The sequence below is a fragment of the Methylobacterium sp. WL7 genome (genome assembly GCF_008040085.1).
Lineage (GTDB): Bacteria > Pseudomonadota > Alphaproteobacteria > Rhizobiales > Beijerinckiaceae > Methylobacterium > Methylobacterium mesophilicum.
The window spans coordinates 19,788-33,573 of record NZ_VRVG01000056.1; the positions used below are offsets into that span (position 1 = coordinate 19,788).

A 13,786-nucleotide genomic window follows, 5' to 3' on the forward strand; every position below is an offset into this window, starting at 1 on the left:
GGCGGGTTCAGGTCCGCCAGGGGTGGGCGGGAAGCTCGGTCCGGCCGATCGCCTTGGCGCCGGCCTCCGCCACGGCGTGATCGTTCTCCACCGTTGACCCGCTGACGCCGATCGCGCCCGACATGACGCCGTCGGCATCGACGATCGGGATGCCGCCCGGGAAGGTGATCAGTCCGTCGTTCGAATGCTCGATGCCGTAGAGCGGGCCGCCCGGCTGGGACAGCTGGCCGATCTGGCCGGTCATCATGCCGAAGAACACCGAGGTCTTGGCCTTCTTGTGAGCGATGTCGATCGAGCCGACCCAGGCATCGTCCATGCGATGGAACGCCTTCAGGTTGCCGCCGGAATCGACCACCGCGATGCACATCTGGGTGTCCAGCTCCTTGGCCTTCGCCCGCGCCGCGGCGATTGCCCGCTCGGCCTGCTCAATCGTGACGTGCATGGTGCCTCCCTGGTTGGCCCGGGCCGGCGCAGGGTCGCTGAGAAATTCCAGCGACCCCGGGACGCCTCCCGTTCTGCGCGAGAAGGCCCGACCGGACGGCGCCGGTCAACTCCGGATCACGCCGATCGCCCCGCCGGGCATCGGCGGACGACAGGCCGGGCGCCCGCCTTGCACGGGGTCATGGGCGCCCGGCCGTGCGGCCGTACCGGAGACGAAAGGGCATGAGACCCCGGTACAACGTCGGGACCCGACCGGGCCGGCGCACCACTGGGTGGCACGGGGCGCTCGGGCGGAGTGTGGCCAGCCGCAGATGGGCTGCGACGGGTCCGCTGTCACTGATACGATTGTACCGGTCCGGCCCGGGCGGCCCTCACAAACGCGTGAGCGCAGCCCGGGATCGGATCAGGCTCCGGCGGCGCGCTCCCGCGCGGTCCGGATCCGGTCCAGGAGGTCGGCCGCCAGCGCGGCCCGGGCCTGCGCGTCGGCGCAGGGCCGGCGCCAGACCACGCGGCCCTGGCGCAGGACGATCCCGTCCTCGGCCGGCATCGGCGGCAGCGGCCGGTCGGACCGGATGTCGGCCGCGACACCCTGGGGACCGCCGCTGAGCCGGGCCACGCCCAGCCCGCAGCAGGCGGCGCGCAGCCGCGCCAGGGTGAACAGGGCCAGGACCGGCGCCGGGGCTGCGCCGAAGCGGTCCTCGACCTCTCCGGACAGGGCCTCGATCGCCTCGCCGTCGCGCAGGCGCAGCAGCCGCGTGTAGAGGCTCAGGCGGATCTCGGGCTCGGGCACGTAATCCGCCGGGATCCGGCTCGGCAGCCCGATCTCGATCTCCGGGCTCCAATCCTCGGCCGGCTCGCCCTTGGCGGCGGTGAGCGCCAGCTGCAGCAGGTGCTGGTAGAGGCCGAGCCCGACCAGCTTGGCGTGGCCGGCCTGGTCCTCGCCGACGAGGTCGCCGGCCCCGCGCAGGTCGAGGTCGCGGGCGCTGACCGCGAAGCCGGCGCCGAGCCGGTCCAGGGCCTCCAGGGCGCGCAGGCGCTGGAGGGCGGCGGGCGCCGGCGGCGCGGCCGGATCGCTGAGCAGGTGGACGACCCCGCGCCGCTGGCCGCGGCCGACGCGGCCGCGCAGCTGGTGGAGCTGCGCCAGCCCGAACCGGGCGGCCTCCCAGACCAGCATGGTGTTGGCCCGGGGCACGTCGAGGCCGCTCTCCACGATGGCGGTGGCGAGGAGGACGTCGCCATCCCCGTCGGCGAAGCGGACCATGACCTCGTCCATGGCCGAAGGCTTGAGGTCGCCGTGCGCCACCAGCACGTCGAGGCCCGGCACGAGGCCGCGCAGGCGCTCGGCCATGGGGGCGATGTCCTCAATGCGCGGACAGACGACGAAGCTCTGCCCGCCGCGGCGATGCTCGCGGATCAGGGCCTCGCGGATCGCATCGGCCTCGAAGGGGGCCACCACGGTCCGGACCGGCTGGCGCATCGCCGGGGGCGTGGCGATCACGCTGAGGCTCTGCAAGCCGACGAGCGCGGCCTGGAGCGTGCGCGGGATCGGGGTGGCGGTCAGCGTCAGCACGTGCCCGCCCTCGGCGAGGCGGCGCAGGTCCGCCTTCATTTTGGCGCCGAAGCGCTGCTCCTCGTCGATCACCGTCAGGCCAAGATCGGCGAAGCCGACGCCGCGGGCGGCCAGCGCCTGGGTCCCGACCACGAGCCGGATCGAGCCGTCCGCGAGGCCGGCCTTCACCCGCTTGGCCTCGGCCGGGGAGACCAGACGCGAGAGCTGCGCGACCTCGATGCCGAAGCGGCCGAACCGGCGACGCAGGGTCTCGACGTGCTGGCGGGCCAGGACCGTGGTCGGGGCGATCAACGCCGCCTGCTTGCCCGCGAAGACCGTCGCCGCCAGAGCCCGCAGCGCGACCTCGGTCTTGCCGAAGCCGACATCGCCGCAGACCAGCCGGTCCATCGGACGCCCGGAGGCGAGGTCGGCCATCAGCGCGTCCACCGCGGCGGCCTGATCGGGGGTCGGGGCGAAGCCGAAGCCCGCCGCGAACCGCTCCATGTCGCGGGACGGCGGCGCCAGGACCGGGGCTTCGGTATCCCGGCGGGCGCGGGCGGCCTCCAGCATCACCCGGGCGGTCCGGGCCATGGTGGCCTCGGCCTGGAGGCGGCGGCGGGCCCAGGTCCCGCCGTCGAGCTTGTCGAGGGTGACCGCGTCGGGCTCCGGGCCGTAGCGCCAGATCCGGTCGGCCTGGGTGACCGGCACCATCAGGATCGCGTCGCCGGCAAAGCGCAGCCGCAGGGCCTCGGATGGCTCGTCGTCCGCGCCGACGCCCTGCGGGTTCGACACGGGCTCCAGCCCCTCGAACACGCACAGGCCGTGGTCGCGGTCGACCGCCACGTCGCCGGGGCGCAGGTCGACCTCGCCCATCGGCAGGATCGCCCGGGCGGAGCCGGACACCGCGGCGTCCGTTCCGAACAGGTCGGCTGCGGCGAACACCGTCGCGCCCCGTCCCGGGACCCGGAAGCCGGCGCCGATCGGCGCCTCCAGCGCGAGGATGTCGCCCGGTGCCGCGTCGGCGAGGTCGGACCAGCCGTCGATCAGCCGGACCGGGCGCTCGGCGATCTTGCCGGCCTGCCGCACGAGGCGCCGGAGCGGCTGGCGCGAGCCCGCCAGCACGACGACGTCGCCGGCCTTCAGCCGCTCGCGCATCGCCTTGGCGAAGGCGGCCTCGGGCCGCCGATCCCGGGCGAAGACCGGGATCCCGAGCGGCTCGCCGGCCGCGTCGGTGGCGACCGCCCGGGTCCGCTCGGCCACGACGTCCCGCCACGCCTTCGGCGCGAGATAGAGGCCCTCGCCGCCCTCAGCGCGACCGCCACGGGGCGCACGGCGGGCGCCCGCCTCCTCCATCTGCTCGTAGAAGGCATCGACCCGGGCCTGCGTCCCGTCCTCGACGACCAGGCGAGCCCCCGGCACGTAATCGAGCAGGGTGACGAGACGCGGATAGTAGCGCTCCAGGCGGTGCTCCTGCCCGGTGAAGGGCTCGAAGCTCTGGCCGGAATCCGGGGCGAGGACGATCTCGGTGGCCGGGTCGATCACCAGATTAGCGACCTCGGCGACGGAGCGCTGCGAGATCGGATCGTAGGAGCGGATCGCGGTGACGCGGCCGTCGGCGTGCTCGATCCGGCAGGGCCGCGGGGCGGCGGCGGGAAACACCTCGACGGTGCGACCCCGGACGGCGATCTCGCCGGGCTCGTCGACCCGCTCGTCGAGGATGTAGCCGAGGCGCTTGAGGTCGGCCATCACGGCGGCGACGTCGAGTGGATCGCCGACCCGGAACGTCACCCGGGCATCGGCCCAGGTCTCGGGCGGGGGCACGCGCTGGATCAGCGCCGGAGCCGTGGTCAGCACGAAGCCCGGCAGGGCGTCGCGGTCGGTCAGCCAGCGCATCACGGCGGCCCGGGCGCCCATCGTGGCCCGCGACGGCGATGCGTGGTCGAGCGGCAGGCAATCCCATTCCGGGTAGACGGCGACCCGGATGTCGGGATCGAGGGCCTTGAGCGTGGCGGCCAGTTCCTCCAGCCGCCTTGCATCCCGGGCGACGTTGACCAGGGGGGCCGCGTCCTCGGCCAGATCCAGCAGCGCCACCGCGAGCGCCCCCGTGGGCATCAGCGGCGCATCCTCGGTCTCCTGGTGGGCGACCGTCTTCGTCCTGCGCTTGGCCATGCTGATCCGAACCTGTCCCGGATCCTGCAAACGCCGGTCGGCGGTCAGGGCTCCCGGCCGCGCCGGTCCGATTCACAGACGCGATGCCGCATTCGAAAAGGCTTGCGTCCGAGACTCCCGGGCCTCCGGTATCAGGCCTCGTCCAGCCAGAGATCGCCGCTCGCCCGCGGGGCGCGCAGCACGTGGCGGGCGCCCTCGGTGAGCGCCCGGTCGGGGCCGGGCTGGCGCAGGTAGGTCGCGAGATCCCGGGTCAGGCGCTCCAGCGGGTGGTCGCGCAGGAAGCCCTGCAGGCCGACCGAGCGCTGCGCCCGTTCCAGCAGGTCGAGCCCGGCGCGTTCCACCGCGAGGCGCGCGAGGTTCACGTAGGCGATGATCCCGTCCGGGTCGCCCTCTTCGCCCACGACCGCGGCCGCCCGCGCCACCCAGAGGCGCGCGGTCTCGGCCGCGATCACGCCCTCGCCGAGGCGGGCGAGCTGATGCGGGTCCTCGCCGCGGCCGGTGGCGACGAGATGGCCGCGCCACGCGTCGAGCAGCGCCTCCAGGCCGCCGAGCTGCACCGCGAGGAAGCGCCACGCGCCCCCCGAGAAATGCGGCTGCACCTGATAGTCGTCGGGCCCACCCACGCGCGTGAAGCGGTCGGCGCCGAGCCCGGTGAAATCCACGGTGCCTGTCGCCGAGGCCCGCATCCCCTGCGCGCGCCAGGCCGACAGGTCCGCCCGCTCGCCGGGTTCGAGGGCGACGACGATCATCTGCGACCCGGGGGAGTCGGGCTGCGCGGTCACGAGGGCGCGGGTCACGAACCCGGCCCCCGACGCGAAGGTCTTCACGCCCCTCAAGGTCGGGGCGCCTCCGGTGGAATCGATCTTGAGGCCGTTGCCCGGCGGCTCGGTGTTCCAGACCCCGAACAGGTGGCCCTGGACGGCATCGGCCAGCAGGGCGCTGCGCGCCTCGCCGTCGGCATAGCGGGCAACGAGCTGCACCGCGTTGACATGGCCCTCGTACACGCGCCCCAGCGCGAGGCTGCCGGCCCCGACATGGGTGAGCACGGCCTGAAGAATTGCACCGTCCGGCTCCTCGCCGAGGCCCGCGCCGCCCTCGCGGCGGGGGACCGGCGCGGCCAGCAGGCCCATTCGGGCGAGTTCGGCGACATCCTCGGCCGGAAAGCCGCCGTCGTGGTCGTGACATCCCGCCCGACGCGCGGCGCCGGCCGCGACCGCGCGGGCCGCCGCAACCGGATCGCTCCGCATGCCCCAGGCGATATCGTCGAGTCTGAGGTCCACGCCTGCTCCGGTCATGACGAGCCCAGCGCATCGTCCAGATCCGATCTCCGGGACGAAGCGCTGGATCCCTTAAGCTTCGCGACATCGTGTTCCGAAGGGCGGGAACCATCTTTCGATGCGATGTTCTGACGGGGCAACTCGCCGCCTCCCCCTTCGATACGCCATGCGACGATAGTGCACATCGTAAAACCGTAGGGTCACGGCCCCGGCGGCGCGGCGATCTGCACCGGCCGGACCCGCCTCAAACCTGAAGCCCCGCGTTGTAGGAAGAACCGGCTCAACAAGCCGTCAGGCTGCGGTCGATCGACTCGATTTGGGAGGGTCGATGCCGTGGGATATGACGCAGCCGTGTCGCGGAACGAGACCATGTCCTGCCCGTCGGGCTTTGAACGCCATCATCCGCAGCGCCTCGCGGCTCTGCACGGCTATGCCATTCTCGACACCGCGCCCGAGCCCGCCTTCGACGAGATCGCGCAGATCGCGGCCGCGTCCTGCGGCACCGCGATGGCGCGGATCACCTTCGCGGATGCCGACCGGCACTGGACCAAGGCCGCGTTCGGCCACGCCGCGCCGGACCGCCCCCTCGAAGCCGGCCTCGGCCTCGAGACCCTGAGCCGGGAGGGTGCGCTGGTGGTCCCGGATTGCGGGGCGGTCGCGGGCGAACCGGGCCTGCGCTTCTACGCCGGCGTCCGGCTCGTGACCCCGGAGGGCTGGCCGATCGGCACGCTCAGCGTCCTCGACCGCGAACCGCGCAGCCTGACCGGGCCGCAGGTCTTCGTCCTGGAAGCCCTCGCCCGGACCCTGATGAACCTGCTGGAGGCCCGGGCCGCCGCGACGGCCCGGCACCGGGACGAGGCTTTGCTGCAGTCCCGCGCCGAGCGCCTGGAGGCGCAGGTCGCCGCCCAGACCCGGGACCGCGACCGGGTCTGGACCCTGTCGCCGGTGCTGAAGATCGTCTCGGACAAGGACGGGCAGGTCCAGTCGGTCAATCCGTCCTGGAGCCGGGCGCTGGGCTGGTCCGAGGACGAGACGCTGGGCCGGACCGCCTTGGATTTCATCGCTCCTACGGACCGCGAGGCGGCGCGCGAGGCGCTCAAGCCCCTCTGCGAGGACCACCGGGTCGAGGATGTCGAGCTGGCCTGCACGACCCGCGACGGCGACCGGCGGCGGGTGCTCTGGACCGTCGTCCCGGAGGACGGGCTGTTCTACGGCTTCGGCCGCGACATCACGGAGCAGCGCCAGGCCGAGGAAGCCCTGCGGCAATCGCAGAAGCTGGAGGCGATCGGCCAGCTTACCGGCGGCGTCGCCCACGACTTCAACAACCTGCTGACCATCATCCGCTCGTCGGTCGAGTTCCTGCGCCGGCCGGAGTTGGCCGAGGAGCGCAGGCGCCGCTACCTCGACGCGGTCTCCGACACGGTCGACCGGGCGGCCAAGCTCACCGGTCAGCTCCTGGCCTTCGCCCGGCGCCAGGCGCTCAAGCCCCAGGTGTTCGACATCTCCGCCCGGCTGCGCAGCATCTCCGACATGCTCGATTCGGTCACGGGCGCGCGCATCCGCGTGGAGACCGAGCTGCCGGGCACGCCCTGCTTCGTGCGGGCCGACGAAAGCCAGTTCGAGACGGCGCTGATCAACATGGCGGTGAACGCCCGCGACGCGATGGACGGGGAAGGCAGCCTGACCCTGCACCTGGAGAGCGGCCGCCCGATGCCGCCGATCCGCGGCCATGCCGGCGCCCGGGGGCCGTTCGTGGCCGTGATGGTGGTCGATACCGGCACCGGCATTCCGGCCCCGGATCTCGGCCGGATCTTCGAGCCGTTCTTCACCACCAAGGAGATCGGCAAGGGGACCGGGCTGGGGCTCAGCCAGGTCATCGGCTTCGCCAAGCAGTCGGGCGGCGACATCGACGTGGCGAGCCTGCCCGGGAGCGGCACGCGCTTCACCCTGTACCTGCCGCAGGTCGACGCCCCCGCGGAGGTGGCCGATCCCGGCCACGACGACCGCCGCGAGCCGGAGCCGCAGCGGAGCCTGTGCATCCTGGTCGTGGAGGACAATCTCGGGGTCGGGCGCTTCTGCACCCAGATCCTGGAGGATCTCGGCCATGCGCCGATCTGGGCGAAATCCGCCGAGGAGGCCCTCGCCGAGCTGGAGCAGACGCCGGGTCGCTTCGATGCGGTGTTCTCGGACGTGGTCATGCCCGGGATGGGCGGCGTCGCCCTCGCTCGGGCCCTGCAGGTCACCCGCCCGGAGCTGCCGGTGGTCCTGACCTCGGGCTACAGCCACGTCCTGGCCACCGACGACGCGCACGGATTCACGCTGGTGCGGAAGCCCTATTCCGCCGAGCAGCTCGCCCAGGTGCTCCACGAGGCGACCCAGCGCCGGGACGGGCAGGGAACAAGGTCCCCGCTCTCCGGTTGACGCAATGCAGCATGGCGATGGCGTCGCCGCGCTGCTGCCCCTCGTGGGCGTTTCCTCCCAAGACTTCGGGCCGCTCCTTCGGGGGCGGTCCTTTTTTGTGCGGCGCGCATGCGGCCGACAAGGAACAACGCCACCTGCGGCAAAAAGTTCTCAACAATCTCTCATCTTTAGAGCCGTTTCTGACGGACGCGCTCGCTTACGCCGAACCGGTATCGACGTCGGCGGTGCGCGGGCCGAATCCCGTCTCTGTGTCCAGCGCCAGCAGCGCGAAGGACGCGAGCCAGTGCTCGCCCATGTAGTCGCCCGTCACGTGCGGGAGGCCGGCCTCCAGATGCGCGTCCGCGGCGGCCTGGAGCGGCCGGCGGCGGGGATCGTCCGGGCCCAGGGTGGCGGCGAGCGACCGGAAGCACCAGGCGCGGCTGAGGTTCAGGCCGTCGAGATGGGCGATCTTGCCGTCGCTGCGGTCGGTCACGCGGGCGGGCCGGAACAGGGTCGCGGGCCGCCCCGCGGCGAGGTCCGGCAGGAACTGGTCGAACCAGGGCCGGAATTCTTGCGGCGGCAGGAGGCGGCGCAGGCATTCGGCCTCGATCAGGGCCGAGGACAGGAAGTCGTCGCCCCCCGGCTCGCCCCAGGCGGGGCAATTCACGTCGGCCCCGTACCAGCGCTCGGCGGTGGCCCGCAGCAGGTCGGTCAGGGCCGTGTCCTGCGCGCCCTCGGCGTAGTCGGCTGCCAGCCGCAGCAAGAAGGCGGTGTTGAAATGCGTGCCGACCCGCACCGGATAGGGGGCGATCGGCAGGAAGTCCCGGACGCGCTGCGCGATCAGGCCGGTGAGCGGCGCCAAAGCCTCGGCCCAGCGGCGCTCGGGCAGGCGGGACAGCGCGTCGGCGAGCTTCAGGAGCCAGGCCCAGCCGTAGGGCCGCTCGAAGCCCAGGGCGGCCGGGGCGGTGAAATAGGCGCATTCGCCGGCGACCTTCTCGGGCACCAGCTGGGCATCGAGATGCGCGCGGATCGCCCCGGCCTGCGCGCCGTCCGGGAACAGCCGCAGAACCCGCGCCAGCAGCCAGGTGCCGTGGACGCAGGAATGCCAATCGTAGCTGCCGTGGAAGACCGGATGCAGCGCGGCGGGCGTGCGCGCGTCCTCCGGGCCCGCCAGGACGTGCCCGGGCTTGTTGGGGTATTCGCGGGTGAGATGGCCGAGGGCGACAGCGGCGAAGCGGGCGCCGATCTCTGGAGTGAGCGCATTCGGCATCGCGGGCTCCCAGTGTGGCGCCGGACGCTTTGCCGGCGCAGTCCCGGATCGGTTATCGCAAGCGCGGCGAACCGGGCAGCCCCCGCCGGTGCGCCGTCACTGGGATGTTCCATGCGCCGTGCGCCGATCACCGCCCTACTCGTCGTGCTCGCGATGCCGGCCGCGGCGGCGCCCGATCCCAGCCGGGACGTGCTGTGGGCCGCACTGAAGACCTGCGTGCTCGCCAAGCGGCTCGCCGACCGGACCTTCCCGTGCCTCTCGGTGGATCTCGGCGACAAGGACCGCCCCGGCACGGCGGTCCTGCGCGCGCCCGGCGAGCCGACCCACATCGTGGTGATGCCCACCGACACCACCGCCGGCCTGGAGGCCCCGGTCCTGCGTGGGAAGCGGGGCACCGCCTATTGGCGGGCGGCGCTGGCGGCGCGCCCGTTCGTGTCGGACGCCTTGAAGGGCAAGCTGCCGCCCGAGGCGGTGGGGCTGGCGGTCAACTCCGCCCGGGGCCGGAGCCAGGACCAGCTCCACATCCACCTCGATTGCCTGAAGCCCAGCGTGCTGGCCGCCGTGAAGGCGCATGGCCGCCAGATCCGCGGGACCTGGACCCGCTTCCCGGTGCCGCTCGCCGGGGATCGCTATCATGCGATGCGGGTGCCGGAAGCCGAGGCCGAGCGCTTCAACCCGTTCGCGGCCCTGCGCACCCTGCCGGGTCCCCGGCCGGACCTGCACCGGACGAGCTTTGCCGCGGTGGCGACACCCCCGGGTGATCCCGAGCCGGGTTTCCTGCTGCTGGCCTACCGGGCGCCGAGCGCCAGCGCGGAGGACGTGATGGACCATAGCTGCGCCATCGCGTCGGGCCGCGGGGGCGCCTGACGGGGCGGCCTAAGCGGCACCGGCCGGCGGCAGCGCGTCCATGAGCTGACGCAAAAATCCCCGCACCGCCCGGGGCAGGCGCCGGTCGCGCATGGCCTGGATCTGGATGTTCCGGGAGAGGCTCGCCCGGGCGCGGATCGGCAGGCTGACCAGGGCGTTCAGGTCCAGGGGCGTGCGCATCGAGAGCGCCGACATCAGCGCGAGACCGCGGGATCTGCGCACGAACGGCAACTGGGTGGCCAGGTTGTTGGCGGTCAGGACCGGCTCGACCACGATGCCCTCCTGCAGGCAGGCGGCGTCGAACACTTGGCGCAGGGTCGTGTCCCGGGTCGGCAGGGCGACGGGATAGTTCGGCAACTCGGACAGCTGCACGACCTTCGCCCGCGCCAGGGGATGGTCGGGGGCGGCGAGCACCAGCATGTCGACCTGTCCGTCATACAGCACCTCGACCTGGGTGGACGGCGCGAGTGCGAAGGTGATGCCGAGATCGGCCTCGCCGGCCGCCACCATGTGGGTCACCTGGGCGGGGGGCAGCACGGTCACCTCGAAGCGCAGGCCCGGATGCGCCGCGTGGAAGGACGCCACGGTGCTCGGCACGATGTCGAGCGAAAACCCTTCGGAACTCGCCACCCGGATCAGGCCGCGGGCAAGGCCTTCCAGCTCCCGGATCTCGGTGACCACCTGCTCGGATCGGATCAGCATCTGGTGCGCGTGCTGGGTCAGGAGCTCGCCCGCCGGGCTCGGCACCATGCCGCGCGGGCGCCGCTCGAACAGGACGCAGTCGAGCTCGGCCTCCAGGTTGGCGATCTGCCGGCTGATCGCCGAGGCGGCGACGTTGAGCTGCGCCGAGGCCGCCGCAATCGAGCCGGTGCGGGCCACGGCCAGGAAGTAGCGCAACCCGGACGTCTGCATTATCGCGCCCCAATATCACTTATAGCGCCTTTTCGTTGCCGGAATGGCAACGCACCGCTCGCCAAATTCTACTTGTTGCGATCCCAGATGCACAACATCATGGCAGGGTGAAAAACGCGGCAGTCGCGGAGATCCTCCCCGACATCCTGCCCGTCGTCGTCGGAGACGGAATCGACATGCCGGTACGGACGATCACCCTCACCGCATCGTTGGCGGCCTCCCTGATCGCACTGGTCGCGGCGAGCCCGGCGCTCGCCGGCAAGGCCGACGACACCCTGATCTACGCCTCCGACAGCGAGCCCGAGAACGTCAGCCCGTATCACAACAGCGCCCGCGAGGGCGTCATCCTGGCCCGCAACTGCTGGGACACGCTGCTGTGGCGCGACCCCGCGGACGGCACCTACAAGCCGATGCTCGCCACCGCCTGGACCTGGGCCGACGACACAACCCTGGACCTGACGATCCGCGAGGGCGTGACCTTCCACAACGGCGACCCGCTCGGGCCCGAGGACGTCGCCTTCACGTTCAACTTCATGCTGACGCCCGAGGCCCGCACGGTCACCCGCCAGAACGTCGACTGGATGAAGTCGGTGGAGGTCACCGGCCCGCACAGCGCGCGGATCCACCTCAAGGCGCCGTTCCCGGCGGCGCTGGAATACCTCGCCGGGCCCATGCCGATCTTCCCGGCCTCCTACTTCAAGAAGGTCGGCCTCGACGGCTTCGCCAAGGCGCCGGTGGGCAGCGGCCCGTACAGGATCACCAAGGTCGATAGCGGGCGCGGCGTCTCCATGGAGCGCTTCGCCAACTATTGGTCGGGCAGCCCGCTCGGGAAGCCGAAGATCGGCAAGCTGCAGTTCCGGGTCATCCCGGACGGCGAGAGCCGGATGGCCGAGCTGATGACCGGGGGCGTCGACTGGATCTGGCGGGTGCCGAGCGACCAGGCCGAGCAGCTGCGCGCCGCGCCCAACGTCACCGTGCTCAACTCCGAGACCATGCGGGTCGGCTTCCTGCAGTTCGACACGCTCGGCCGCGCCAAGGAGAACTCGCCGCTCAAGGACGTGCGGGTCCGGCAGGCGATCTCCTACGCCATCGACCGCAAGGCGATGGTCGACAACCTCGTGCGCGGCGCCTCGCGGGTGATGAACGCGCTGTGCTTCGTCGATCAGTTCGGCTGCAACGACCAGGGGGTGATGCGCTACCCCTACGATCCGGCCAAGGCCAAGGCCCTGCTCAAGGAAGCCGGCTACGCGAACGGGTTCGAGATCGACCTCGGCGCCTATCGCGAGCGTGACTACGCCGAGGCGGTGATCGGCTATCTCGGGGCGGTCGGCATCAAGGTCCGGCTCAACTACCTGCGCTACGCCGCGTTCCGGGATGCCCTGCGGAGCGGCAAGGTCTCGATCGGCTTCCAGACCTGGGGCTCGTTCTCGGTCTACGACGTCTCGGCCTTCGACGGGGTCTTCTTCCGCGGCGGCGAGGAGGACCTGACCAAGGATCCGCAGGTGATCGCCGACCTGCAGGAGGGTGACGGCTCCACCGACCCGGACAAGCGCAAGGTCGCCTACGCCAAGGCGCTCCAGCGGATCGCCGCCCAGGCCTACGCCCTGCCGATGTTCTCGTACGCCACCAACTACGCCTTCACGTCGGACCTGAACTTCACCGCCCAGCCGGACGAGGTGCCGCGCTTCTACGCGGCGTCCTGGAAGTGATGGTGAGGGCTGTGACGCAAAGGTCCCCCTCCCCCCTCTGCGGGGGAGGGTGGCCCCCGAAGGGGGTCGGGAGAGGGGAACCCGGCTTCAGGATCCGGTGCAGCCTTCATGAAGGCCGGCGTCTTCTTCTGGACCGTCGCTCCCCTCTCCCGACCCGGCCTGACGGCCGGCCCACCCTCCCCCGCAGAGGGGGGAGGGAGAATCCGCGCGTCCCACGTCGGTCGGAAGGAGCCTGAGCCCTATGCTGGCCTTCACGCTCCGGCGCATCCTGGTCGCCCTGGCGGTGGCCTTCACGGTCTCCGTGGCGAGCTTCATGCTCCTCCACCTCTCCGGCGACCTCGCCACGGCGATCGGCGGGCCGGAGGCGACCGGCCCCCAGATCGTGCAGATCCGCAAGGATTACGGCCTGGACCAGCCGCTGCTGACCCAGTTCCTCGCCTGGGCCTGGCGGGCGCTGCACCTCGATTTCGGCAATTCCTTCTACTTCCGCGAGCGGGTGATCGACCTGCTCGCCGCCCGCCTGCCGATCACCCTCTATCTCGGGATCATCGCGCTCGCCGTCGCGCTGTTCGTGGCGGTGCCGCTCGGGGTGATCGCCGCCGTCAAACGCGATACCTGGGTCGACCGGCTCGCCCTGTCGATCTCGGTGCTCGGCCAGGCGATGCCGAGCTTCTGGTTCGGGCTGACCCTGATCCTGATTTTTTCCGTGAATCTCCGCTGGTTGCCGGTCTCGGGCAACGCCACGTGGAAGAACTTCGTCCTGCCGGCGGTGGCGCTCGGCTACTACGCGATGCCGGCGGTGATGCGGCTCACCCGCAACGGCATGCTGGAGGTGCTGGCCTCCGACTACGTCCGGACCGCCCGGGCCAAGGGTCTGCCGCCGCGCAAGATCCTGATCCGGCATGCCCTGCGCAACGCCGTAATCCCGGTGATCGCCCTGGCGGCGGTGCAGTTCGGCTTCATGCTCGGCGGCTCGATCGTGATCGAGGCGGTGTTCTCGCTCCAGGGGCTCGGCCAGCTCGCCTGGGAATCGATCGCCCGCAACGACTTCCCGGTGGTCCAGGCGATCGTGCTGGTTCTGGCGATGATCTACATCGCCCTGACGCTCGCGGCCGACCTGCTGAACGCCTTCCTCGATCCGCGCCTGCGGCAATCGTGAGGACGCTCGCCCCATGAGCCTGCCCCCCGACAC

Annotated in this window: 9 protein-coding genes; 4 read left to right on the top strand and 5 right to left on the bottom strand. The window is 71.9% G+C overall.

What is annotated here, in order from left to right:
• Positions 1-7: 7 nt before the first annotated feature.
• The 3 genes from FV233_RS15640 to FV233_RS15650 form a co-directional block, all read right to left on the bottom strand.
• A complete protein-coding gene (locus tag FV233_RS15640) occupies positions 8-442 on the bottom strand; it encodes a heme-binding protein (protein ID WP_147856263.1) in 435 nt (144 codons plus the stop codon).
• 402 nt (positions 443-844) lie between these two features.
• Positions 845-4,159, bottom strand: coding sequence for a DEAD/DEAH box helicase (locus FV233_RS15645; RefSeq protein ID WP_187278122.1), 3,315 nt, complete (start codon positions 4,157-4,159; stop codon positions 845-847).
• A gap of 131 nt (positions 4,160-4,290) precedes the next feature.
• Positions 4,291-5,439 (bottom strand): acyl-CoA dehydrogenase family protein, encoded by a 1,149-nt coding sequence (locus FV233_RS15650; protein WP_246689996.1) that lies wholly within the window; start codon positions 5,437-5,439, stop codon positions 4,291-4,293.
• Between the two features lie 366 nt (positions 5,440-5,805).
• Between FV233_RS15650 and FV233_RS15655 the strand changes: the two genes are divergently transcribed.
• The gene (locus FV233_RS15655; RefSeq protein ID WP_147897995.1) at positions 5,806-7,857 is read left to right on the top strand and encodes an ATP-binding protein; all 2,052 of its coding nucleotides are present in this window, start codon (positions 5,806-5,808) and stop codon (positions 7,855-7,857) included.
• Positions 7,858-8,053: 196 nt separating this feature from the next.
• Here FV233_RS15655 and FV233_RS15660 read toward each other — a convergent pair whose 3' ends face one another.
• Positions 8,054-9,106 carry a DUF2891 domain-containing protein gene (locus FV233_RS15660; RefSeq protein ID WP_147897990.1) on the bottom strand — a complete coding sequence of 351 codons (1,053 nt, stop codon included), beginning with the start codon at positions 9,104-9,106 and terminating at the stop codon, positions 8,054-8,056.
• Positions 9,107-9,217: 111 nt separating this feature from the next.
• Between FV233_RS15660 and FV233_RS15665 the strand changes: the two genes are divergently transcribed.
• Positions 9,218-9,973, top strand: a complete 756-nt coding sequence (locus tag FV233_RS15665; RefSeq protein ID WP_147897991.1) for a CDP-diacylglycerol diphosphatase — start codon at positions 9,218-9,220, stop codon at positions 9,971-9,973.
• 9 nt (positions 9,974-9,982) lie between these two features.
• Here FV233_RS15665 and FV233_RS15670 read toward each other — a convergent pair whose 3' ends face one another.
• Positions 9,983-10,885 carry a LysR family transcriptional regulator gene (locus tag FV233_RS15670; RefSeq protein WP_147897992.1) on the bottom strand — a complete coding sequence of 301 codons (903 nt, stop codon included), beginning with the start codon at positions 10,883-10,885 and terminating at the stop codon, positions 9,983-9,985.
• A 176-nt stretch (positions 10,886-11,061) separates the two neighbouring features.
• Here FV233_RS15670 and FV233_RS15675 point away from each other — a divergent pair, with 176 nt between their 5' ends.
• Both FV233_RS15675 and FV233_RS15680 read left to right on the top strand, forming a co-directional pair.
• On the top strand, positions 11,062-12,594 hold the full coding sequence (locus FV233_RS15675) for an ABC transporter substrate-binding protein (RefSeq protein ID WP_147897996.1): 1,533 nt from the start codon (positions 11,062-11,064) through the stop codon (positions 12,592-12,594).
• Between the two features lie 241 nt (positions 12,595-12,835).
• Positions 12,836-13,753 carry an ABC transporter permease gene (locus FV233_RS15680; RefSeq protein WP_147855202.1) on the top strand — a complete coding sequence of 306 codons (918 nt, stop codon included), beginning with the start codon at positions 12,836-12,838 and terminating at the stop codon, positions 13,751-13,753.
• The last annotated feature ends 33 nt before the right edge of the window (positions 13,754-13,786 follow it).

What these genes read in the sequence shown, in the direction of transcription:
- FV233_RS15640 (WP_147856263.1), bottom strand. Translation starts at nt 442, where the DNA reads ATGCACGTCACGATTGAGCAGGCCGAGCGGGCAATCGCCGCGGCGCGG.
- FV233_RS15645 (WP_187278122.1), bottom strand. Translation starts at nt 4,159, where the DNA reads ATGGCCAAGCGCAGGACGAAGACGGTCGCCCACCAGGAGACCGAGGAT.
- FV233_RS15655 (WP_147897995.1), top strand. Translation starts at nt 5,806, where the DNA reads ATGTCCTGCCCGTCGGGCTTTGAACGCCATCATCCGCAGCGCCTCGCG.
- FV233_RS15660 (WP_147897990.1), bottom strand. Translation starts at nt 9,106, where the DNA reads ATGCCGAATGCGCTCACTCCAGAGATCGGCGCCCGCTTCGCCGCTGTC.
- FV233_RS15665 (WP_147897991.1), top strand. Translation starts at nt 9,218, where the DNA reads ATGCGCCGTGCGCCGATCACCGCCCTACTCGTCGTGCTCGCGATGCCG.
- FV233_RS15670 (WP_147897992.1), bottom strand. Translation starts at nt 10,885, where the DNA reads ATGCAGACGTCCGGGTTGCGCTACTTCCTGGCCGTGGCCCGCACCGGC.
- FV233_RS15675 (WP_147897996.1), top strand. Translation starts at nt 11,062, where the DNA reads ATGCCGGTACGGACGATCACCCTCACCGCATCGTTGGCGGCCTCCCTG.
- FV233_RS15680 (WP_147855202.1), top strand. Translation starts at nt 12,836, where the DNA reads ATGCTGGCCTTCACGCTCCGGCGCATCCTGGTCGCCCTGGCGGTGGCC.